At 72.5% G+C, this 19,704-nt stretch carries 21 protein-coding genes and 1 riboswitch; of the genes, 10 read left to right on the forward strand and 11 right to left on the reverse strand.

Features of this window, described 5'->3' with window-relative positions; translation table 11 throughout:
• The first annotated feature begins 44 nt into the window (after positions 1–44).
• Positions 45–1,073, forward strand: coding sequence for a 6-phosphofructokinase (locus tag AQJ58_RS05245; RefSeq protein ID WP_067245151.1), 1,029 nt, complete (start codon positions 45–47; stop codon positions 1,071–1,073).
• Here the strand turns inward: AQJ58_RS05245 and AQJ58_RS05250 are convergent.
• Complete coding sequence (locus AQJ58_RS05250) at positions 1,070–2,923, reverse strand: anthranilate synthase family protein (RefSeq protein ID WP_067245153.1); 1,854 nt, start codon at positions 2,921–2,923, stop codon at positions 1,070–1,072. The genes AQJ58_RS05245 and AQJ58_RS05250 overlap by 4 nt on opposite strands.
• Positions 2,924–3,014: 91 nt before the next feature.
• A complete protein-coding gene (locus tag AQJ58_RS45830) occupies positions 3,015–3,071 on the reverse strand; it encodes a trp operon leader peptide (RefSeq protein WP_107121977.1) in 57 nt (18 codons plus the stop codon).
• Between the two features lie 97 nt (positions 3,072–3,168).
• Here AQJ58_RS45830 and AQJ58_RS05255 point away from each other — a divergent pair, with 97 nt between their 5' ends.
• Both AQJ58_RS05255 and AQJ58_RS05260 read left to right on the forward strand, forming a co-directional pair.
• Complete coding sequence (locus AQJ58_RS05255) at positions 3,169–4,521, forward strand: class II 3-deoxy-7-phosphoheptulonate synthase (RefSeq protein ID WP_067245155.1); 1,353 nt, start codon at positions 3,169–3,171, stop codon at positions 4,519–4,521.
• A gap of 123 nt (positions 4,522–4,644) precedes the next feature.
• Positions 4,645–4,878: a (2Fe-2S)-binding protein gene (locus AQJ58_RS05260; RefSeq protein ID WP_079078699.1), complete on the forward strand. Its 234-nt coding sequence runs from the start codon at positions 4,645–4,647 to the stop codon at positions 4,876–4,878.
• A 28-nt stretch (positions 4,879–4,906) separates the two neighbouring features.
• Here the strand turns inward: AQJ58_RS05260 and bfr are convergent, their stop codons facing one another.
• Positions 4,907–5,386, reverse strand: coding sequence for a bacterioferritin (gene bfr, locus AQJ58_RS05265; protein WP_067245159.1), 480 nt, complete (start codon positions 5,384–5,386; stop codon positions 4,907–4,909).
• A gap of 175 nt (positions 5,387–5,561) precedes the next feature.
• Between bfr and AQJ58_RS05270 the strand changes: the two genes are divergently transcribed.
• A complete protein-coding gene (locus tag AQJ58_RS05270) occupies positions 5,562–6,191 on the forward strand; it encodes a sulfite oxidase-like oxidoreductase (RefSeq protein WP_067245161.1) in 630 nt (209 codons plus the stop codon).
• 3 nt (positions 6,192–6,194) lie between these two features.
• Here the strand turns inward: AQJ58_RS05270 and AQJ58_RS05275 are convergent, their stop codons facing one another.
• From AQJ58_RS05275 to thiO, 6 genes are all read right to left on the reverse strand, one after another.
• Complete coding sequence (locus tag AQJ58_RS05275; protein WP_067245163.1) at positions 6,195–6,698, reverse strand: DUF4396 domain-containing protein; 504 nt, start codon at positions 6,696–6,698, stop codon at positions 6,195–6,197.
• A 123-nt stretch (positions 6,699–6,821) separates the two neighbouring features.
• Positions 6,822–7,712 carry a deoxyribonuclease IV gene (locus AQJ58_RS05280; protein WP_067245166.1) on the reverse strand — a complete coding sequence of 297 codons (891 nt, stop codon included), beginning with the start codon at positions 7,710–7,712 and terminating at the stop codon, positions 6,822–6,824.
• A gap of 34 nt (positions 7,713–7,746) precedes the next feature.
• Positions 7,747–9,684, reverse strand: coding sequence for a Stk1 family PASTA domain-containing Ser/Thr kinase (gene pknB, locus AQJ58_RS05285; RefSeq protein ID WP_067245168.1), 1,938 nt, complete (start codon positions 9,682–9,684; stop codon positions 7,747–7,749).
• Between the two features lie 123 nt (positions 9,685–9,807).
• Entirely contained in the window at positions 9,808–10,602 is a 795-nt protein-coding gene (locus AQJ58_RS05290; RefSeq protein WP_067245171.1) for a thiazole synthase, read from the reverse strand.
• A gap of 5 nt (positions 10,603–10,607) precedes the next feature.
• Positions 10,608–10,808, reverse strand: coding sequence for a sulfur carrier protein ThiS (gene thiS, locus AQJ58_RS05295; protein ID WP_067245172.1), 201 nt, complete (start codon positions 10,806–10,808; stop codon positions 10,608–10,610).
• The gene (gene thiO / locus AQJ58_RS05300) at positions 10,805–11,971 is read right to left on the reverse strand and encodes a glycine oxidase ThiO (RefSeq protein ID WP_067245824.1); all 1,167 of its coding nucleotides are present in this window, start codon (positions 11,969–11,971) and stop codon (positions 10,805–10,807) included. Before thiO ends, thiS begins: the two co-directional genes overlap by 4 nt.
• Positions 11,969–12,081: riboswitch (TPP riboswitch) on the reverse strand. (Overlaps the previous gene by 3 nt.)
• 75 nt (positions 12,082–12,156) lie before the next feature.
• Between thiO and AQJ58_RS05305 the strand changes: the two genes are divergently transcribed.
• From AQJ58_RS05305 to AQJ58_RS05330, 6 genes are all read left to right on the forward strand, one after another.
• Positions 12,157–12,507 carry an avidin-fold protein gene (locus AQJ58_RS05305; protein WP_067245175.1) on the forward strand — a complete coding sequence of 117 codons (351 nt, stop codon included), beginning with the start codon at positions 12,157–12,159 and terminating at the stop codon, positions 12,505–12,507.
• A 101-nt stretch (positions 12,508–12,608) separates the two neighbouring features.
• Positions 12,609–13,805: an NAD(P)/FAD-dependent oxidoreductase gene (locus AQJ58_RS05310; protein ID WP_067245177.1), complete on the forward strand. Its 1,197-nt coding sequence runs from the start codon at positions 12,609–12,611 to the stop codon at positions 13,803–13,805.
• Between the two features lie 143 nt (positions 13,806–13,948).
• Positions 13,949–14,314, forward strand: a complete 366-nt coding sequence (locus AQJ58_RS05315; RefSeq protein WP_067245179.1) for an Rv2175c family DNA-binding protein — start codon at positions 13,949–13,951, stop codon at positions 14,312–14,314.
• A 31-nt stretch (positions 14,315–14,345) separates the two neighbouring features.
• Positions 14,346–14,999, forward strand: a complete 654-nt coding sequence (thiE, locus tag AQJ58_RS05320) for a thiamine phosphate synthase (protein WP_067245182.1) — start codon at positions 14,346–14,348, stop codon at positions 14,997–14,999.
• Positions 15,000–15,164: 165 nt separating this feature from the next.
• On the forward strand, positions 15,165–16,088 hold the full coding sequence (gene metF / locus AQJ58_RS05325) for a methylenetetrahydrofolate reductase [NAD(P)H] (protein ID WP_067245185.1): 924 nt from the start codon (positions 15,165–15,167) through the stop codon (positions 16,086–16,088).
• A 56-nt stretch (positions 16,089–16,144) separates the two neighbouring features.
• On the forward strand, positions 16,145–17,158 hold the full coding sequence (locus tag AQJ58_RS05330; RefSeq protein WP_067245187.1) for an SCO2102 family sporulation regulator: 1,014 nt from the start codon (positions 16,145–16,147) through the stop codon (positions 17,156–17,158).
• Between the two features lie 18 nt (positions 17,159–17,176).
• Here the strand turns inward: AQJ58_RS05330 and AQJ58_RS05335 are convergent, their stop codons facing one another.
• Both AQJ58_RS05335 and AQJ58_RS05340 read right to left on the reverse strand, forming a co-directional pair.
• Positions 17,177–18,649: a phytoene desaturase family protein gene (locus tag AQJ58_RS05335; protein WP_067245189.1), complete on the reverse strand. Its 1,473-nt coding sequence runs from the start codon at positions 18,647–18,649 to the stop codon at positions 17,177–17,179.
• A 426-nt stretch (positions 18,650–19,075) separates the two neighbouring features.
• A complete protein-coding gene (locus AQJ58_RS05340; protein WP_067245191.1) occupies positions 19,076–19,702 on the reverse strand; it encodes a TetR/AcrR family transcriptional regulator in 627 nt (208 codons plus the stop codon).
• Positions 19,703–19,704: the final 2 nt, after the last annotated feature.

Here is a 19,704-nt window from a genome sequence, read left to right on the forward strand (position 1 = left end):
TCCTCGTCAGGCAGCCATCGGCTCTCGGCGAAGGGACCTCTTCCATGCGCGTCGGAGTACTGACCGGAGGCGGTGACTGCCCCGGGCTCAACGCCGTCATCCGGGCGGTCGTCCGCAAGGGCGTCCAGGAGTACGGGCACGAGTTCATCGGCTTCCGGGACGGCTGGCGCGGTCCCCTGGAGGGGCGGTCGGTCCGCCTCGACATCCGGGCCGTGCGCGGGATCCTCCCCCGGGGCGGCACCGTCCTCGGCTCCTCCCGCACGAACCCGCTGAAGGAGGAGGACGGCATCCGCCGGATCAAGGACACCCTGGCCCGGCAGCGGATCGGGGCCCTGATCACCATCGGCGGCGAGGACACCCTCGGCGTCGCCGCGAAACTCTCCGGCGAGTACGGCGTCCCGTGCGTCGGCGTCCCCAAGACCATCGACAACGACCTCTCCGCCACGGACTACACCTTCGGCTTCGACACCGCCGTCGGGATCGCCACCGAGGCCATCGACCGGCTGCACACCACCGCCGAGTCCCATATGCGGGTCCTGGTCGTGGAGGTGATGGGCCGGCACGCGGGCTGGATCGCCCTGCACTCGGGCCTGGCCGGCGGCGCGAACGTCATCCTCGTCCCCGAGCAGCCCTTCGACGTCGAGCAGGTGTGCGCCTGGGTGACCTCCCGGTTCCGGGCCTCCTACGCGCCGATCGTGGTCGTCGCCGAGGGCGCCCTGCCCAGGGACGGCGACCTGGTCCTCAAGGACGGCTCGCTGGACTCCTTCGGGCACGTCCGGCTCTCCGGCGTCGGCGAGTGGCTCGCCAAGGAGATCGAGCGGCGCACCGGCAAGGAGGCCCGCACCACCGTCCTCGGGCACGTCCAACGCGGCGGCACCCCCAGCGCGTTCGACCGCTGGCTCGCCACCCGCTTCGGTCTGCACGCCGTCGACGCCGTCCACGAGGGCGACTTCGGCACGATGGTCGCCCTGCGCGGCACGGACATCGTCCGCGTCCCGCTAGCGGAGGCGACGGCCCGGCTGAAGACCGTCGATCCGGCGCTGTACGCGGAGGCGGGGGTGTTCTTCGGCTAGCCGACCGGCCGCAGCGCCCCCATCAACTCCCGCACGATCACCGCCCCGTTCACCGTCAGCACCGACTCCGGGTGGAACTGCACCCCCGCGAACCCGGGCCCCCGTACGGCGTGCACCTCCGCGTTCGGGGCCCGGCTCACCTCGACGCCGTGCCCGGCCAGCTCCTGTGCGGTCCCCTCGTCGCACCGTGCCACGAAGCTGTTGTAGAAGCCGACCGTCTCCACCCGTCCGAACAGGTCGATCTCCGTCTGCGCCCCCTGATACGGCACCTCCTTGCGGACGATGTCCAGCCCCAGCTCCGCCGCGATCAGCTCGTGCCCGAGGCAGACGCCCAGCACCCCGTGCCGGTGCTCCCGCAGCACCCGCGCGGTCAGCTCCCGCAGGAAGCGCATCTTCGGGTCGCCGAGGTCGGCCGGGTCACCGGGGCCGGGGCCCAGCACCACAGGACCCTCGTGCGCCGACACCACCTCGGGCAGCCCGCTCTCGTCGTAGCGCCGGACGGACACCTCCAGACCGCAGGAGCGCAGCACGTGCGCCAGCATCGCCGTGAACGTGTCCTCCCCGTCCACGACCAGCGCATGACCGGTGAGGTCCCGCGTCCGCTCCTGCATCCGCAGCCAGAACGGCGCCAGCGACGAGCGCCGCCCGTCGAGCGCGGCCCGCACCCGGGGGTCGTCCGCGAGCCGGGGACGCGTCCGCTCCCGCGCGGGCCGGCCCGGCCGTACGCCGAGCGCCGCCAGCACCCCCGCCGCCTTCGCGTGCGTCTCGGCGACCTCGCCGGCCGGGTCCGACCCCCGCACGAGCGTGGCGCCGACCGGCACCCGCAGCCGCCCGGCCTCGTCGATGTCGGCGGTCCGGATGAGGATGGGGGAGTCGAGGGTCTGCGCCCCGCCGGAGTCCCGGCCCAGCAGCGCCAGCGCCCCCGCGTAGTAGCCCCGGCCGCCGGCCTCGTGCCGTTCGATCACCCGGCAGGCGTTCTGCACCGGCGACCCGGTGACCGTCGCCGCGAACATGGTCTCCCGCAGCACCTCCCGCGCGTCCAGCGAGGACTTCCCGCGCAGCTCGTACTCGGTGTGCGCGAGATGCGCCATCTCCTTCAGCCGGGGCCCCACCACCACCCCGCCCATGTCGCCGACGGTGCACATCATCTTGAGCTCCTCGTCGACCACCATCGACAGCTCCTCGATCTCCTTGCCGTCGGCGAGGAAGCCGAGCAGGTGCTCGGGGGTGGGCCCCTCGGCCGGATAGCGGTACGTCCCGCTGATCGGGTTCATCACGACCGTCCCGCCGGACATCCGCACATGCACCTCCGGACTCGCGCCGACCAGCGTGCGCTCCCCGGTGTGCACGACGAACGTCCAGTACGCGCCCCGCTCGCCCTCCAGCAGCCGCCGGAACAGCGCGAGGGCGTCGGCCCTGCCGAATCCGGCGATCCGCCCCTCGTACGTCCGGCGGATCACGAAGTTCGCGCCCTCGCCGCGCCCGATCTCCTCCCGCAGCACCCGTGCGACGATCCCCGCGTACTCCTCGTCCGTGACGTCGAAGCCCCCGCCCCCGACCTCCACCTCGTGCGCGGGGAGCTGGGCGAGCGCCTCCGCGAGCGGCAGGGTGTGGCGCTCCTCGGGGGTGAGCACGGCGAGCGGGGTGCCGTCGTCGCGGACGTCGAAGCCGCGCTCGCGGATCTGGCGGAAGGGGACGAGCGCGAGGCACTCGTCCGGGAGGTCGGCCAGCCGTTCGCAGGTGGTGACCGGGCCGAGCAGCAGCTCCACGGTGTTCTCGTCGTGGCCGGGGGTGCGGCGGCGCAGCAGGGCGAAGGGGCGGTCGTCGTGGGACAGCCGGGTCAGGTCCATGGTTCCTCTGCAGGGTAGGGCGAGGAACGGACCCCGGAAACGCCGAAGGCCGCCCCTCGGGCGGCCTTCGCGACGTCGTGCGTACGCGCAGTCAGTGGGCCGCCGGCTGGACGGTCCACCACCAGGTACGGGTCGAGTGCGCGAACATGTGCCGCACCCTACCGCACGCCCACCTGAGCGTGGGGTCGTCTCACCTGTCGAGCCGGGGCGAAAAGGACTCGACACGACCCCGTAATGTTGAGGACGTGACCGTGAACGCTAAGACCAGCGCGAGCGCTGGCAACACCTGGCGAGACCTGCCCGCGGCGCAGCAGCCCGAGTACCCCGACACCGAGGCTCTGCGCGCAGTCGTTGCGGAGCTGGAGTCGTATCCGCCGCTCGTCTTCGCGGGCGAGTGCGACCAGCTGCGCGCCCGGATGGCTGCCGTCGCCAAGGGAGAGGCGTTCCTCCTCCAGGGCGGCGACTGCGCCGAGGCCTTCGACGCGGTCTCGGCCGACCACATCCGCAACAAGCTGAAGACGCTGCTCCAGATGGGCGCCGTGCTGACGTACGCCGCGTCCGTCCCCGTGGTGAAGGTGGGCCGGATCGCCGGCCAGTACTCCAAGCCGCGCTCCAAGGGCACGGAGACCCGCGACGGCGTGACCCTGCCGACGTACCGCGGCGACTCGGTCAACGGCTTCGACTTCAACGAGGCCGCCCGGATCCCGGACCCCGAGCGCCTGAAGCGCATGTACCACGCCTCGGCCTCCACGCTGAACCTGGTGCGCGCCTTCACCACCGGCGGTTACGCCGACCTGCGCCAGGTGCACGCCTGGAACCAGGACTTCGTGAAGTCCTCCCCCTCCGGCCAGCGCTACGAGCAGCTGGCCCGCGAGATCGACAACGCGCTGAACTTCATGCGGGCCTGCGGGACCGACCCGGAGGAGTTCAAGACCGTCGAGTTCTACTCCTCTCACGAGGCGCTGCTGCTGGACTACGAGGCCGCCCTGACCAGGGTCGACTCGCGCACCGGGCAGCTGTACGACGTCTCCGGGCACATGGTGTGGATCGGTGAGCGCACCCGGCAGCTGGACCACGCGCACATCGAGTTCGCCTCGAAGATCCGCAACCCGATCGGCATCAAGCTCGGCCCGACGACCACGGCCGAGGAGGCGCTCCAGTACATCGAGCGCCTCGACCCCGACCGTGAGCCGGGCCGGCTGACCTTCATCGTCCGCATGGGCGCCGACAAGGTCCGCGACAAGCTGCCCGAGCTGGTCGAGAAGGTCACCGCGTCCGGCGCGGTGGTGGCCTGGGTGACCGACCCGATGCACGGCAACACCTTCGAGGCGGCCTCCGGCCACAAGACCCGCCGCTTCGACGACGTGCTCGACGAGGTCAAGGGCTTCTTCGAGGTCCACAAGGGCCTCGGCACGCACCCGGGCGGCATCCATGTCGAGCTCACCGGTGACGATGTCACCGAGTGCGTCGGCGGCGGCGACGAGATCTTCGTCGACGACCTCCACCAGCGCTACGAGACGGCCTGCGACCCGCGTCTGAACCGCAGCCAGTCCCTCGACCTGGCGTTCCTCGTCGCGGAGATGTACCGGGACCAGTGACCTTCCGGTCAGCGGAGTGGGGCGCGGATCACAGGCGATCCGCGCCCCACTCCACTTTTGTCGGCACCGAGTGCCGGGTAAGGTTAGGTTAGCCTTATTGATCTCGGCGGGAGGTGAATCCGCGTGTACGTCTGCAGCTGCTTCGGAGTGACTGAAGCGCAGGTCCAGCAGCATGCGGACGACGGAGCCTCCACACCCCGCCAGATAGCCTCCGCCTGCAAGGCCGGCACGGACTGCGGTTCGTGTGTGCGCCGTATCCAGGCGATCCTCGGCCGGGGCACCTGCCCGCGCCGCGAGCTCGCCGATCAGGGCCGGCCGGTGCTGTCCTCGCTGGACGGGCTGGACGAAGCGGCCTAGTTCCCGGGCCGCTCGGCTCTCGGACTGCTCAGCTCTCGGGCTGCTCGATCAGCTGCGCGATGTACAGCGCGTCACCGAGCTTCTCGACCAGCTCCAGCTGGGTGTCGAGGTAGTCGATGTGGTGCTCCTCGTCCTCCAGGATGGACTCGAAGATGTTCGCCGAGGTGATGTCGCCCTTCTCGCGCATCACCTTGATGCCGCGCCTTAGGCGGTCGATCGCCTCGACCTCGATCTGCCGGTCGGCCTCGAACATCTCCTTGACGGTCTGGCCCACCCGCACATGGAACAGCCGCTGGTAGTTCGGCAGGCCGTCGAGGAACAGGATCCGGTCGGTGAGCACCTCCGCGTGCTTCATCTCGTCGAAGGACTCGTGCCGCGTGTACTTCGCGAGCTTCGTCCAGCCGAAGTTCTCCTGCATCTTGGCGTGGAGAAAGTACTGGTTGATCGCGGTGAGCTCACCGGTGAGCTGCTCGTTCAGGAACTCGATGACCTCGGGGTCGCCCTGCATCGCCAAGGCTCCTTCCACCTGGGGGGTCGGGGAGGTTGCCGCCGCATGATTGCACCGGCGGGGAAGATCGTCCAGTAAGTGCGTACTTAGTAAGTAAGGGCATGCTTGGGCGGTGTTGCCCGATTCGGGAGATGGCCGGTCATGTGCACTGTGTCGGGTCTGTCAGGATGGAGACATGGAGCCGGTGGAGCGCGAATCTGGAGAAGCAGTGGCGTCCGAGCTTCCCCCGGGACAGCGACTCCAGCGCGGCTGGCCGGTCACCCACTACGGTCCGGTCCCCAAGTTCCGGCCCGAGCGCTGGGATTTCCGGGTCTTCGGCGGCACCGCCGACGGGGAGAAGCGCTGCTGGAACCACGAGCAGTTCACCGCCCTTCCGTACACCACCGTCGTGGCCGATCTGCACTGTGTGACGAAGTTCAGCATGCTCGGCGCCGAATGGGGCGGGGTCCCGGCCCGGACGGTCCTGGAGATCGCCCCGCCCGCCGCCGACGTCACCCATGTGATGGTGTGGGCGGAGTACGGCTTCAGCTCCAACCTGCGCCTGGCGGACTTCGCCGCCGAGCGCACGATCTTCGCCACCCACAAGGACGGCGAACTCCTCACCGCCGAGCACGGCTTCCCCGTCCGGCTCGTCGTGCCCCACCTGTACGCCTGGAAGGGGCCCAAGTGGGTCCGCGGCATCGAGTACATGACCGCCGACCGCCGCGGCTTCTGGGAGGAGCGCGGCTACCACAACATCGGCGACCCCTGGAAGGAGCAGCGCTACTCCTATCAGGAGGAACCCGGGGACGGCCCCGAGCTCTGAGCCTCAGTGGTGGTGCCGGTGCACCACCGCATGGCCCTTGCCGCGGCCGATCATCCACTTGTTGACCGGCACGGTCACCACGAAGGCGACGGCCAGCGAGACCGCCAGCGACCCCCAGAACAGCGCGTCGGAGAGGGTCGCGTCCATCGCGTCCGGCCACAGCGCGATCACGCCGTTGTCGATCAGCTCCATCACCGCGATCGACAGCGTGTCCGCGGCCAGCGCCACCCGCAGCGCGGCCCGGAAGCCGAGACCGGCCCTGAGGACCCCGCGCAGGGTGAGGGAGTAACCGAAGAAGAAGGCCAGGACGATCGCCAGCACCGTGGTCGGCAGATTGCCCCAGCCCAGCGCCGTGCCCACGACCATGCCGAGCACCTCGCCGATGGCGCAGCCGGTCAGGCAGTGCAGGGTGGCCTGGGCGGCCATGGCCCAGGTGGCGGCGGGTGCCGCGGTGGGACGGGTGTGCGGGGTCTGGTGGGCGTGTGCCGTGTGCGTCTCGTGCTCCATGGGTGGCCCCCAATGCCGGATGACGGTTCCTGTGTCGCTCCTCCCGGCAACCGTATACCCCCCTGGGGTATTCCGAACCTTCCCGAACCCCCGAACCTTCCCGAACCTCTCGCCCGGCCGCTCCTATCCGTCCCGGAGCCGCTTCAGCCGCTCCACGTCCGCCGCGTGGCCCTCCTTGCCGCCGGGCGTCTCGATGATCAGCGGTACGCCCCGGGTCGCCGGGTGGGTCATCAGCGCACGGAACGGGTCCTCGCCGATGTGTCCGGCACCGATGTTCTCGTGCCGGTCCTTGTGGGCGCCGACCACGTCCTTGGAGTCGTTGGCGTGGATCAGCTTCAGCCGGCCCTCCCCGACGGTGTCCACCAGCAGGTCCAGCGTCCGGTGCATCCCCGACGGGCCGGTCAGATCGTGCCCCGCGGCGAAGACGTGGCAGGTGTCCAGGCAGACGCCGAGCCGGGGATGCGCGTCCAGCGCCTCGAAGTACGGCCCGAAGTCCCAGGTCCGGGAGCAGAGCGAGGAGCCCTGCCCGGCGGTGGACTCCAGCAGCAGGAACGGGTCGTCGTCGTGGGTCAGCTCGTCCAGCAGCGGCAACAGATGTTCCCGCACCTGCTTCAGCGCCACGGACCGCTCCCGCCCGCCCGTCGCGCTCCCCGTGTGCACGACGACCCCCAGCGCCCCGATCGCCCGCCCCCGGCGCAGCGAGTGCCGCAGCGACTCCACCGACCGCTCCACCGTCGCCTCGGTGTGCGACCCGAAGTTGATCAGGTACGGCGCGTGCACGTACGCCGGGACCGACTCCGCCGCGCAGGCCTCCCGGAACGCCTCGTCCTGGGCCGGGTTGCCCGCCGGGGTGGCCCAGCCGCGCGGGTTGGCGACGAACACCTGGACCGTCTCGGCCTTGAGGTCGCGGGCGTACGACAGGCCCACGGAGTGCAGTCCGCCGGCCACGGGCACATGGCCGCCGACGGGGTTGCGGGAGGGGAAGGACACTGCTGGGCGGGGTGGCTGACTCACCCGTTCAGGGTGTCATGCGGCGCCCGCACCCCCGTCACCGGATGGTGATCGTGATCGTCGAACCCTTGGGCGCGGTGTCGCCGCCGTCCACCGACTGCTTCTTCACCGTGTCGCCGAACAGCCCGAGCAGCCCGCGGTCCTCCTTGACCTCGAAGCCGGCCTGTTCGAGCGCCGTCCTCGCGTCGTCGACGCTGTCCCCGACCACGTCCGGGACCTCGACCATCTCCGGACCCTTGGACAGCGTCAGCGTCACCGTGTCGCCGTCGGCGGCCTGGCTGTCGGCCTTCGGGGTCTGCGCCGCCACCTGGCCCTTGTCGAACTCGGAGGTGACCTGCTCGGCGGAGACCTCCACCGTCAGACCGGCCTCCTCCAGGGCGGCCTTCGCGTCGTCCAGGTCCTCGCCGGTGACGTCCGGGACGTCGACCGCGCGGCCCTGGCTCACGACGATCGAGACCGCCGAGCCCGCCCGGCGCTCCGTGCCCGCCCCGGGGGAGGTGCTGATCACGAAGCCCTTGATCACGTCGTCGCTGAACTCCTCGGTGACCTGCCCCGGCTCCAGCCCGTCCGACGTCAGCAGCGCCTTGGCCTTGTCCAGCCGGGACCCCGTCACATCCGGCACCTTCACCGTCTGCGGGCCGTCGGAGACGGTGAGCGTCACCGAGTCGTGCTTGCGGATCCGGGAGCCGGGCCCGGGATCCGTGCTGATCACGGTGCCCCGGTCGACGGTGTCGCTGTAGGCGTGGCGGACCGCGCCCACCTCGAGGCCGGCGGCCTTCAGCCGCTGCTCCGCCTTCGCCCGCGACTGCGTGAGCACCGCCGGCACCTTGGTGAACTGCCCGGAGTTGATGTACCAGACGCCGGCGCCGAGACCGATCACCAGCAGGACCGCGGTGACGAGGGCGACCAGCCCGCGCCGGGGCCGCGCCCCGCGCCGACGGGGAGGCGGCGGAGGAGGGCTCTGGAACCGGGCGGTCCGGTTGGCCTCGCCCGGGTCGAAGCCCTCCTCCTCGCCGACGGGAAGGGGCCGGGGCACGGTCAGCGAGCGCGGGATCACGCTCGTGCGGTCCTCGGCGTTGTCGTGGGCGGCGGACACGGCCTGCGGAGGCACGGCGTCGAGCTGCTCCTCGGTCAGCCCGGCGCGGGCCTCCCGCACCTCGCCGAGCAGTGCGACCGCGTCCTGCGGCCGGACCTCCCGGGTGCGGGCGGTGGCCGACGCGACCAGCTCGTCCAGCGCGAGCGGCAGGCCGGGGACCTCGGCGGAGGGCGGCGGGACGTTCTCGTGGAGGTGCTTGTAGAGCACGATCGCGGGGGATTCGCCGTCGTGCGGCTTCTCCCCGGTGAGCATCTCGTAGAGCACGACACCGCACGCGTACACGTCCACCCGGGGGTCGGCGGCGCCGGGCGTCTCGATCTGCTCGGGCGCGAGATAGGCGACGGTCCCGAGCACGGCGCCGGTCGTGCTGGTCACGGTGTCGACGGACCGCACCAGCCCGAAGTCCGCGACCTTGACCCGCCCGTCGTCCCCTATCAGCACGTTCTCGGGCTTCATGTCGCGGTGCACGAACCCGGCCCGGTGGGCGGCGCCGAGCGCGGCGAGCACCGGTTCCAGGATGTCGAGCGCGGCCCTCGGCTGGAGCGCCCCGCGCTCGCGCAGCACGTCCCGCAGGGTGCAGCCGGCGATGTACTCCATCGCGAGGTACACGTACGACCCGTCCGTACCCTGGTCGAACACCTGTACGACATTGGGGTGGGCGAGCCGGGCGACGGACTTGGCCTCCCGGATGAACCGCTCGACGAACGACCCGTCGGCCGCGAGCGCCGGATGCATCACCTTGACGGCGAGCACACGGTCGAGACGGGTGTCCACGGCCCGGTAGACCGTGGCCATCCCGCCCACGGCGATCCGCGCGTCGATGCGATACCGCCCGTCGAGCACCTGCCCGACCAGAGGGTCCTGAAGGGTCGTGTCCACGCAGCGAGTCTACGAGCCACGACCGACACCCCACCCGTACCCACACATTCGGAGCACGACTGCAGCCGACCTGTGACGCGAGAGACGGGTGGGGGCGGGTGCAGGCCGCCAAGGGCGCACGGGTCAGAAGGCGGGGCGTTCCGGGTCCAGGGCGGCCAGGCCGTCCGTGGGGGACGACGCCTGAGCGAAATAGCGCCGGGGGATGCGCCCCGCCAGCCGCGCCAGCCGCCCCGCCTCGACGCCCGCCCGCATCGCCGACGCCATCCGCTCGGGATCCGGCGACCGCGTCACGGCCGACGCCAGCATCACCCCCGCGCACCCCAACTCCATCGCCAGCGCCACGTCCGACGCCGTCCCGGCCCCCGCGTCCAGGATCACCGGCACCCCGGCCCGCTCCACGATCAGCTGGAAGTTGTGCGGGTTGCGGATCCCGAGCCCCGACCCGATCGGCGAACCCAGCGGCATCACCGCCGCACACCCCACGTCCTCCAGCTTCCGCGCCAGCACCGGGTCGTCGTTCGTGAACGGCAGCACCGTGAACCCGTCGTCCACCAGCGTCTCCGCCGCCTCCAGCAACTCCACCGGATCCGGCAGCAGCGTCCGCTCGTCGGCGATGACCTCCAGCTTCACCAGCGACGTCCCGAGCGCCTCCCGCGCCAGCCGCGCCGTCAGCACCGCCTCGCCGGCCGTGAAGCACCCCGCCGTATTGGGCAGCACCCCGATGCCCAGCCGCCGGAGCACCGACAGCACCGAGCCCTGCACTCCGGGGTCCACCCTGCGCATCGCCACCGTCGTCAGCTCGGTCCCGGACGCCACCAGCGCCCGCTCCAGCACCTCCAGGCTCGGCGCACCCCCCGTACCCATGATCAGACGCGACGAGAAGGACGTACCGCCGAGGAGGAACGGATCGTCGGCCATGGCGCTCACCCTCCCTGCACGGCGGTCAGGACTTCCACCCGGTCGCCCTCGCGGAGCGGCGTCGCCGACCACTCCCCGCGCGGGACGACCGTCTCGTTCAACGCGGCCGCCACTCCGGAGGGCGCCGCCGTCAGGGACCGTACGACACTGTCGAGGCCCGTACCGGGAGCGACCACCCGCCGCTCGCCGTTCACCGAGATGTTCATACGAGTTGCTCCGTCCGAGCGGCGGCGCCGAAGCGCCGGGGGGTGAAGGGGCGTGCTTCGTCCGGGAGTTCACCGGTGGCCAGGGCATGTGCCAGGGCGTCCCCGGTCACCGGCGTCAGCAGCACCCCGTTGCGGTAGTGCCCGGTGGCCAGCAGCAGTCCCTCCAGTGCGGTCGGCCCGAGCAGCGGCGCGTTGTCGGGGGAGCCGGGCCGCAGTCCCGCGCGCGTCTCCGTCAGCGGCAGTTCCGTGATCCCCGGCACCAGCTCGTGGGCGTCGCGCAGCAGTTCGTACACACCGCCCGCCGTCACCGACGTGTCCCAGCCGAGTTCCTCGCTCGTGGCGCCCACGACCAGCTCGCCGTTCTCCCGCGGCACCAGATACACCTGGCTGCCGCGCACCACGGCCCGCACCGTACGGCTGAGGAACGGCGCGTACCCGGCCGGCACCGTCAGCCGCAGCACCTGCCCCTTCACCGGCCGCACCGGCGGCAGTACGTCCTCCGGCACCCCCGCCAGCCGCCCGCTGAGGCTCCCCGCCGCCAGCACCACCTGCCCCGCCGTCAGGGCCGTACCGTCATCGGTGACGACCCCCGCGGCCCGTCCGCCCGTAACCGACAGCCGCTTCGCCCACGCGCGGTGGAGGACCACCCCGGCCCGCTCGCACGCCACGACCAGCGCGTCGGCCAGCCGCCGGGGATCGATCTGGTGGTCGCCGTCCACCCGCAGTCCGCCCCGCACCCCGGGCGCGAGCATCGGCTCCAGGCGCCGGCACTCCCGCCCGCTCAGCCACTCCGACTCCAGCCCCGACCGCACCTGCAACGCGTGCAGTTCCCGCAGGTGGGCGCGGTCGTCGGCGTCCAGCGCCACCGCGAGCGTGCCGCACCGGCGGTAGCCGAGGTCCCGCCCGGTCGCCTCCGTCAGTTCGGCCGCGAAGTCCGGATACCGGCGCGCCGAGGCCAGGTTGAGCCCCAGCAGGGTCTGCTCGCCGTGGTGCAGTTCGGTGACGGCGGCCAGCATCCCGGCCGCCACCCGCGCGGCCCCGCCGCCCGGTTCGGGGTCCACCACCGTCGTGGCGAACCCGCGCTGCGCGGCCCGCCACGCCGTGACCAGCCCGATGATCCCGCCCCCCACGACGAGGACGTCGGATGTACGTGTACGCGACATGGGCGTCCAGCCCCTCCCTTCGCCGGCATGACCCGGATCAGGTTCGTACGGTCGGAGGCCGGCCAGCCTCCCTCTCAGCCCGGTGCGTCCGGGCTCCCGCGAGTGCTCTACGTTGGCCACACCCTAGCCCGTGCTTCCGTGCCCCTGTAAAGGGAGCCTCCCGCCCCGTAAGGAGCCCTCTTTCCGTGTCCCGCTCGCTCGACGGCCTCGTCCTCGCCCCCGTCGCCGACCAGGCCCCGGGCCAGGTCGGCACCCGCACCCGCTTCACGTACCACGAGGAGGACGGCGTGATCTGGGCGGACTACGCGGGCGGCGACGTCGTACGCGGGCATCTCGTGGGTACCCGTGAGGGAGACCGGCTCGACTTCCGGTACGTCCAGCTCAAGCACGACGGCACGACCTCCTCGGGGCACTGCGTCTCGACGGTCCTCGCCCTGCCGGACGGCCGGGTGCGGCTGGAGGAGACCTGGTCCTGGGAGTCGCAGGAAGGCAGCGGCACCAGCGTTGTGGAGCAGGTCACGGAGCACGACGGCTGACTGACGGACCGTCAGGTATCTATGGTGATCAGGTGAGCGAGCTGAGCAGGGAAGAGAGCCGGGAAGAGAGCCGGGAAGAGGACGGACGGCCGGGGCGGCGCGTGGTCGTCGTCGGCGCGGGCATGGCCGGGGTGCAGACCGCGGTCGCCCTGCGTGAACAGGGCTTCGACGGCACCGTGACGCTGATCGGCGCCGAGCCCCACCAGCCCTACGACCGGCCGCCGCTGTCCAAGGCCGTGCTGCTCGGCAAGGCCGAGGGCTCCGCCTTCGACGTCGACTTCGAGGGCCTCGGCATCGACCTGCTGCTCGGCCGCGAGGTGCTCGGCCTGCGCCCCGCCGACCACGAGGTGGACACCGAGGCCGGGCCCGTCCCGTACGACGTCCTCGTCCTCGCCACCGGGGCCCAGCCGATCCGGCTGCCGGGCGCCGAGGGCGTGCCCGGCGTCCATCTGCTGCGCACCCTGGACGACGCCGAACGCCTGCGGCCCGTCCTCGCCGGCGCCCACGACATCGTGGTCGTCGGGGCCGGCTGGATCGGCGCCGAGTTCGCCACCGCCGCGCGTGAGGCCGGGTGCGCGGTCACCGTCGTCGAGGCCGCCGACCGGCCCCTGGCCGGCGCCCTGCCGGCCGAGGTCGCCGCCCCGATGACCGCCTGGTACGCCGACAGCGGCACCGATCTGCGCACCCACGCGCGCGTGGCCCGCGTCGAGGCCGGCGCGGTCGTCCTCGACGACGGCACCCGGCTGCCCGCGGGCGCCGTGGTCGTCGGCATCGGCGCCCGCCCCGCCACCGCCTGGCTGAGCGGCTCCGGCGTCGCCCTGGGCCCCCACCGCGAGGTCCTGGCCGACGACCGGCTGCGCACCTCCGTCCCGGACGTGTACGCGGTCGGCGACTGCGCCTCCTTCCCCTCGGCGCGCTACGGCGAGCGCCTCCTCGTCCACCACTGGGACAACGCCCTCCAGGGGCCCCGCACGGTCGCCGCGAACATCATCGGCACGGCCACGGACGAGCCCCCGGCCGTCTACGACCCGGTCCCCTACTTCTGGTCCGAGCAGTTCGGCCGCTTCGTCCAGTACGCCGGTCACCACACCGCGGCCGACCGCCTCGTCTGGCGCGGCGACCCCACGGGCCCGGCCTGGAGCGTCTGCTGGCTCCGCGACGGCCGCCTGACCGCCCTCCTGGCGGTGGGGCGCCCCCGCGACCTGGCCCAGGGCAGACGCCTGATCGAGTCGGCCACCCGCATGGACGCGACGGCGCTGGCGGACCCGGCCCGCCCCCTGAAGACCGCGACTGCCTGACCCGTGCGAGGGGGCGACCCCCGGGGCGCGGGGCCGTGACACACGCGGGCTCCGCCGCGTGGGCGCGGTGCGGCCACCCGCGCGGCCGCACCGGGAGAACCACCCATCGCGGCCCGCGGGGAGATGCGCCTACCCTTGACCCCGTGACCGAGATTGACGCAAAGACCGATGCTCTCGTCCCTGCCTGGCTGACCGTGCCCGACATCGCGGAGATGCTCGATGTCGACGTGATCCGCGTCCGGCAGCTGATCAAGGAGGGCCAGCTCATCGCCGTACGCCGCGGTGAGAACCGCGCGCTGCACATCCCCGCCGCCTTCATCGACGGCGACAAGGTCGTCAAGGGCCTGGCCGGGACCCTGACGCTGCTGCGGGACGACGGCTTCACGGACGAAGAGATGCTGGAGTGGCTCTTCACGCCCGACGACAGCCTGCCCGGCACCCCCGCCCAGGCCCTCAGCGAGAATCGCGGGACGGAAGTGAAGCGCCGCGCCCAGGCGCTCGCCGTCTGAGCCGGCCGTACCGACACCCCGGGGGACCTCGATGACCGACACCGCTCGCGCGCGCCTGGCCGACGCCCGGCTCTACCTGTGCACGGACGCCCGCACCCGCCAGGGCGACCTCCCGGAGTTCCTGGACGCGGTCCTCGCGGGCGGTGTCGACATCGTGCAGCTGCGCGACAAGGGCATCGAGGCCGCCGAGGAGCTGGAGCTGCTCGCGGTGTTCGCCGAGGCCTGCGCCCGGCACGGCAGGCTCCTCGCGGTCAACGACCGGGCCGATGTCGCCCACGCGGCCCGCGCCGACGTCCTCCACCTCGGCCAGGGCGACCTGCCGGTGCCCGCGGCCCGCGCGATCCTCGGCGACCAGGTCCTCATCGGCCGCTCCACCCACTCCGAGGCGGAGGCGGAGGCCGCCGCCGTCCAGGAGGGCGTGGACTACTTCTGCACCGGCCCCTGCTGGCCCACGCCCACCAAGCCCGGCCGGGCCGCCCCCGGCCTCGGCCTGGTCCGGCACACCGCCGCCCAGGGCACCGACCGCCCCTGGTTCGCGATCGGCGGCATCGACCTCGGCACCCTCGACGAGGTGCTGGAGGCCGGAGCCCGCCGTGTCGTGGTCGTCCGGGCCCTCACCGAGGCGGACGATCCGGGCGCGGCCGCGGCGGAGTTCGCGAAGCGGTTGCGCGACCCCGGGCTCTAGGACGCCTGCCCGCGTGTCTGCCCGTATGCCTCTCGCCCGTCTGCCCGTATGACTGGCCGGATGTGTGTCCGGATGTGTGTCCAATGGGTGGACAACGAGCCGACAATTCGGGCACATATCCGGCATCCGGTTGGGCGACCGTCGGCCCCTGGTTAACCTGCGGGTATGGCCCTCGGAACCGCATCCACCCGGACGGACCGCGCACGCACCGTGCGTGACACCCTGGCGACCGGCAAGACGACGTACTCGTTCGAGTTCACCGCGCCGAAGACGCCCAAGGGAGAGCGGAGCCTGTGGGACGCGCTCCGCAGGGTCGAGGCGGTCGCCCCCGACTTCGTCTCGGTGACGTACGGCGCCGGTGGCTCCACCCGGGCGACCACGGTCAAGGAGACCGAGCAGATCGTCGCCGACACCACCCTCACCCCGGTGGCGCACCTCACCGCGGTCAACCACTCCGTCGCCGAGCTGCGCAACATCATCGGCCAGTACGCCGACGCCGGGATCCGCAACATGCTCGCGGTGCGCGGCGACCCGCCCGGCGACCCGATGGGCGACTGGGTGCCGCATCCGCAGGGGCTCACCTACGCCGCCGAGCTCGTCCGTCTCATCAAGGAGTCGGGCGACTTCTGCGTCGGCGTCGCCGCCTTCCCCGAGATGCACCCGCGCTCCGGTGACTGGGACACCGACGTCGCGCACTTCGTCGACAAGTGCCGGGCGGGCGCCGACTACGCCATCACGCAGATGTTCTTCCAACCCGAGTCCTATCTGCGGCTGCGCGACCGGGTCGCGGCAGCCGGCTGCGAGACCCCCGTCATCCCGGAGGTCCTGCCGGTGACCAGCGTGAAGATGCTGGAGAGGCTGCCCCAGCTCAGCAACGCGCACATCCCGGACGTCCTGAAAGAGCGGATCCTCACAGCCAAAGAGGATCCGGCCGCTGTACGCTCCATTGGCATCGACTTCGCCACGGAGTTCTGCGCTCGGCTTCTCGCCGAGGGAGTGCCCGGACTGCACTTCATCACGCTCAACAGCTCCACGGCGACACTGGAAATCTACGAGAACCTGGGTCTGCACCACCCGCCGCAGGCCTAGACCGGTCGCACCGCATTACGACACACTGCGTAGCGGCCACTGGGAGAGGGGCGTACATGGGCTGGACGGTCCTCTACATCGCGTTCGGCATCGTCGCGCTGTGGCTGCTCGGTGAGGTGCTGCTGCAGTACAAGGCGCGCCTGCGCTGGCGACTGCTGGCCTTCGTGGGCTTCCTCGGTGTCGTGCTCGGTGTGCTGATCCCCTCGGTGATCGTCATCGGGCTGGGCGCGGCCGCCTTCGCGGTCGGCCAGACGTACGTGACGCTCTCCTTCCGCCGCGGATTCGCCGAGGGCTGGGCCGTGCGCCGCGGCGACGGCGAGGGGCCGTTCCCCAAGAGCTTCGGCAAGGGCCGCCGCACCAAGGACGACCGCGAGGACCCGGACCTGGACGGCGCCGAGCCGGGCAGGGGAAGCCTTCCCGGTTACGGCGACCTCGACTCCTCCTCGTTCGGCGACGGCCCGGCCTACGGCCAGGACAAGGACGCGGGCGCCTTCGCCGATGACGACTTCGACCGCGACGACGTCTTCACCCCGGCCGCCCGCCCGTCCCAGGCCTCCGCCGCGGAGAGCACCACGGTCTACTCGCCGCAGCCCATGCCCGACGACACCAACGCGTACGGCATATACACCGATTCGGCGTACGAGGAGGCCACCGGCCGGTCCCAGGACCAGTACGCGACGGCCGCCCAGGGCACCGACCAGGGCTACGGCTACGACGGCTACTCCGGGTACAACCAGCAGCAGTACGGCTACGACGCCACCGGCGAGCAGCAGTACGCCGCCTACTCCGACCCCTACATCGGCACCCAGACCTACGGTGGCGGCTCCTACGACGGCGGCTACGACCAGCAGCAGTACGGGCAGCAGGGCTACGGCCAGGAGCAGTACGGCACCGGCGCCGCCGGGGGCTACGGGGAGACCCCGGCGGGCGGCGTCTGGGTCCCGCAGCAGCGCACCGACGACCCGTTCGGCAGTGAACTCCCGCCCGAGCAGCAGCAGTACCCGTACCAGGGGGACGGCCGGCAGGGGCAGCAGGGCACCGGGTACGACGACCAGCAGTACCGCTTCTGACGCCCGGCCGCCGGGCTCTCACTGCGAGCCGCGGAACTCCGGTCCCTCCACGATCAGTCCGGCCACCAGCGCGCCCGACATGCCCGCGTGGGGCAGTCCGCCCCCGGGGTGCGACCAGCCGCCGGCCGTGAACAGCCCGTGCAGACCGGTCGAGTTCGCCGGGTGCAGCAGCCGGCCCCCGGCTGCCGCCAGCGACGGCGCAGGGACGGCGCCGCCCGGAGCGCCGGTCTCCGCGGCGATGTCGGCGGGGGTGCGCACCTCCCGCCACAGCACGCGCTCGCGCAAGCCCGGCACGGCCCGCTCGGCGGCGGAGACCAGCGCCTCCACGTGTTCCTCGTCCACCCGAGCCCCCGCGGGCACCGTGGCGCCGAGCGTGACCGTCTCATGGCCGCCGTCCGGTACCAGCGCCGGGTCGCCGGGCCGCAGCACCGTGACCGTCGGCCGCGCGGGCACCGCGGGCGCCGTACCGAACAGGCTCTCCAGCTCGCCCTCGCGGTCCGCGGTGTGCACCACCGTCCGGTGCGCGGTCCCCTCCGGCCGGGCGCCGCGCAGCGCGAGCAGCACCGTCAGCCGGCTGGGCAGGCCCCGCTGGGACGGCACCTCGCCCTCGCCCCGCGCGGGCAGCCCCGCCACGCCGCCGGGCGCGACCACGAAGTCCGCGTCCACCACCTCACCGCCGGCCAGCTCGACCCCCGTCGCCCGGCCGTCCTTCTCCCGCACCCGGACGACGTCGGCGCCGAAGACGAACTCCACCCGGCGGGCCTCGCACCGCTCGTACACCGCGCGGGCCAGCTCCCGCAGACCGCCGCGTACGTACCACATGCCGAAGGCGTGCTCCATGTACGGCAGCACGGCCGCGCTCGCCGGGGCACGACGGGGATCCAGGCCGTACGCCAGCGCGTGCCCGTCCAGCAGGGCGGCCAGCCGGGGGTCGCGCAGCTCCCAGGCGCCCACCTCGGCGAGGGTGCCCGCCCGGCGGGTGCGCAGCAGCTTCCTGTGCGGCACCGCCGGATACGGCTCCCGGTCGGCCAGGACCCGCCAGTTCGGCCACAGGGGCTCCTCCAGGAGGGGCCGACGGGTGCGGTCCCAGGTCTCACGGGCCCGGACCAGGAAGTCGCCCCAGCGCAGCCCCGCGCCCCGGCCGAGCGCCTCGTCCAGCGCGGAGACGACCCCCGCGCGCGAGGCGTTCGGCAGGGACACCTCGGTGCCGTCCGCGAACACGTGCCGGGCCGACGGATCGACCTGGACCAGCTCGACACAGGCCTCCAGCGGCTCCTTGCCCGTCTTGACGAACAGGTCCCGGTAGACCGCGGGCAGGGGCAGCAGCCCCGGCCCGGTGTCGAAGCCGAAGCCGTCCCTCTCGAAGCGGCGCACCGCTCCGCCGTACGTCTCCGTACGCTCGTACACCGCCACCCGGTGGCCCGCGACGGCCAGCCGGGCGGCGGTCGCCATCGCGCCCAGCCCGGCGCCGATCACCGCAATCCGTGCCATGCCCGCGACTTTATCGGCCGCCACCGACAGGTACGGCGACGGAGGCGCTGGTGACCGGACGGGCGCGGAGCGGCCCGGGGTTGAGCACCCAGCCCTGAGTACACGTACCTAGTCGGTGAGTTGAGTACGCGCGCGGATGGGGGCCGACCGGCGCGGACGCGACAGTGGAGACACGGAAAAGGGGCGCGGCTCCGGCACCGGCGACACGGGGCGCCGGAACGGAGCGGCCCTCGCTCCGCTCCTTCCGCCGACCGCTCGGCGGGAGCGAGGCACGGGGGAGACCCGGGGGAACGACCGCACGGGGGAACAACGGGGGAAACCGGGGGAGGGAAGGGGGGAACGGGGGAGCACGGCGAAGCGCCGGTGCGTGGTGGCCCGCGGGGGACGCGGCCACGGCGGACCGGCGCTTTCGTGTGCGCCCCGCCGTCAGCGGGGACCGCTCACCCGCCCCTGCAGCAGCCGGGACAGCGCGGAGTGGACGTCGTCCAGCGAGCGCTCCGGCTGGAACGCCCGCCAGTCCAGGGCCGCCACCAGGACCATCCCGACCAGCGCGGACGCGGTCAGCTTGACGTCGATCTCCTCGCTGAACTCGCCGTTCTCCACACCCGTGCGCAGCACGCCCTCCACGACGGCCACCGCCTGCTCGCGCACCACCATCAGCGTGGACTGCCAGGTCCGGTTGGTGCGCCACAGCTCGGCCACGTACAGCTGGGTGAAGGACGGGTAGCGCTCGATGAAGACGAGGCCCGCGCGGACCATCGCGTCCAGTGCGTCGACCTTGCTGCCGCCCCGTCGCTCGGTGTCCTCGGCGGCCTGTCTCAGGGAGGCCGTGAGCAGACCCACGCCGTGCCGCAGCAACTCCTCGAAGAGGACCGACTTGCTCGCGAAGTTGTAGTAGACCGTGCCCTTCGCGACGCCGGCCCGCTCGGCGATCTCGTCCACCGTGGTGGCGGAGAAGCCCTGTTCGGCGATGAGAGTGACGGCCGCCTCGTAGAGCTTCTGCCGGGTGGCCTCGCGGCGGGTGCGGCCGCCCGACGTGGTGCTGCTTTCCATGG

This window comes from Streptomyces sp. DSM 15324 (assembly GCF_001514285.1).
Lineage (GTDB): Bacteria > Actinomycetota > Actinomycetes > Streptomycetales > Streptomycetaceae > Streptomyces.